This window comes from Novosphingobium sp. 9U, from assembly GCF_902506425.1.
Lineage (GTDB): Bacteria > Pseudomonadota > Alphaproteobacteria > Sphingomonadales > Sphingomonadaceae > Novosphingobium.
The window spans coordinates 1-1,563 of record NZ_LR732495.1 but is presented as its reverse complement, the minus strand read 5'-3'; the positions used below and the strand labels follow the sequence as shown (position 1 = coordinate 1,563).

1 protein-coding gene is annotated in these 1,563 nt (G+C 60.2%); it reads right to left on the bottom strand.

The features are described from left to right. On the bottom strand, positions 1-1,017 hold a 1,017-nt coding region (locus tag GV044_RS15855; protein WP_305778438.1), incomplete at its 3' end, for an RNA polymerase sigma factor region1.1 domain-containing protein. Positions 1,018-1,563: the final 546 nt, after the last annotated feature.

Here is a 1,563-nt window from a genome sequence, read left to right as displayed (position 1 = left end):
GGTCAAGCGCCGGTTGAACGCGTAGAGATTGTCAATCAGGTACTCGATCTTGGTTGCGTGGAACCTTACCGACTCGACCAGCGCGGTCAGCTCCTCACGCAGCTCATGGTACTGCTGCTCCTTGGCTGCCGGGCAGTCGATGCCGAGCGCCAGCGCGTCGAGACGCTCGCGTTGAAGCTTCTCGAACGTGCGGAACACCTCGGTAATCTCAGCGAACTTTGCGAGAGCATCGTCCTTGAGCGCGGCTTCGAGCTGAGCAAGGTTGAGGGTGTTATCTTCCTCCTCTTCCCCTGCCTTCTTGGCACCGCCTTCAGCGTCTCCCTCATCGTCGCCTCCCGAGCGCTCCGGCTCGATGTCCTCCTTCTCATCTTCCTTGTAGGCGGGTCCGGTAGTCGCCTCGGTGATCTGCGCTTCACCCTCGGCGGACATCGACTCGCTCGTCGGCTCTGTGGCGTACATCGCATCTAGATCAAGGATCTCGCGCAGCTGCATCTCGCCGCTATTAAGCGCCTCGGACCACTGGATGATCGCGTGAAACGTCATCGGGCTTTCACATAGCCCGAGGATCATCATGTCCCTGCCGGCTTCGATCCGCTTGGCAACAGCGGCCTCGCCCTCGCGGCTGAGCATTTCAACCGCGCCCATTTCACGAAGGTACATGCGTACAGGGTCGTCGGTACGGCCCAGATTGTCGGCAGCCCCGTTGCTCGGAGTTCTTTGCCCGGTCCTACCGTCACCTTCCGCGTCGTCGTTTTCGGGATCCGCGTCAGCTTGGGCTTCAGCGTCAGCACTCTCACCCTCTTCATTCTCGACGATCTTGACGCCCATTTCCGAGAGGGCGCCCATGATCTGTTCGATCTGGTCTGTTGAGACCTCGTCCGCTGGAAGCGCCGCCTCCACATCTTCTATCGTGATGAAACCACGGCGCTTGGCGCGAGCAATGAACTGCTCAATCCCGCTCTCGTTGTCGTCAATGAGCGGCATATCCGATGCCGCTCGCAGGTCACTGTTGCTCATACGTCCGCCGTTTTCTATCGTTACCGGCTGGAGGTCAGCACCAGGCCGCAGCTTATGTTTGTTGGGGCGGATGCCTTCGCAAGTCCTAGCGCTCCAGGAGCTGCCCACACTTGAGCAGGCGAAATTCCCAGCATGCTGCCGCAGCCTATAAAACCGCGACAGCAGCTGTCACAAAAACTTCAAAGTGCGGGAACGCTGCTCCACCTTCTTCGTTGTACCTGAACCTGGACGGGCGCTGCTCGGCGCTCACCGCGACGAACCCCCATGTAGCCAAGACCGCTGGCACTCGCCTGTCCAGGCCACCCACTAGACTTTGGCACGCCCTCCTCCGAGCGACACAGATCGTCGCGCGCGCAGGTTGCAGAGGCTCAGGGAAAAACTGCGCCGCTGGTCGAGGTTCTTGCGGGATACGTGCGATCCGGCCGCGCAATGGAGTTTTCCGCTGCGGGTGAGCGGCGGCTCGTTTGTGAGAGCCAGCTGAAATGCTAGGCGTCCAATCAACCGTGTAAAGCCGATATGTAGGTCAACCTAGGACTAACGCGCGCC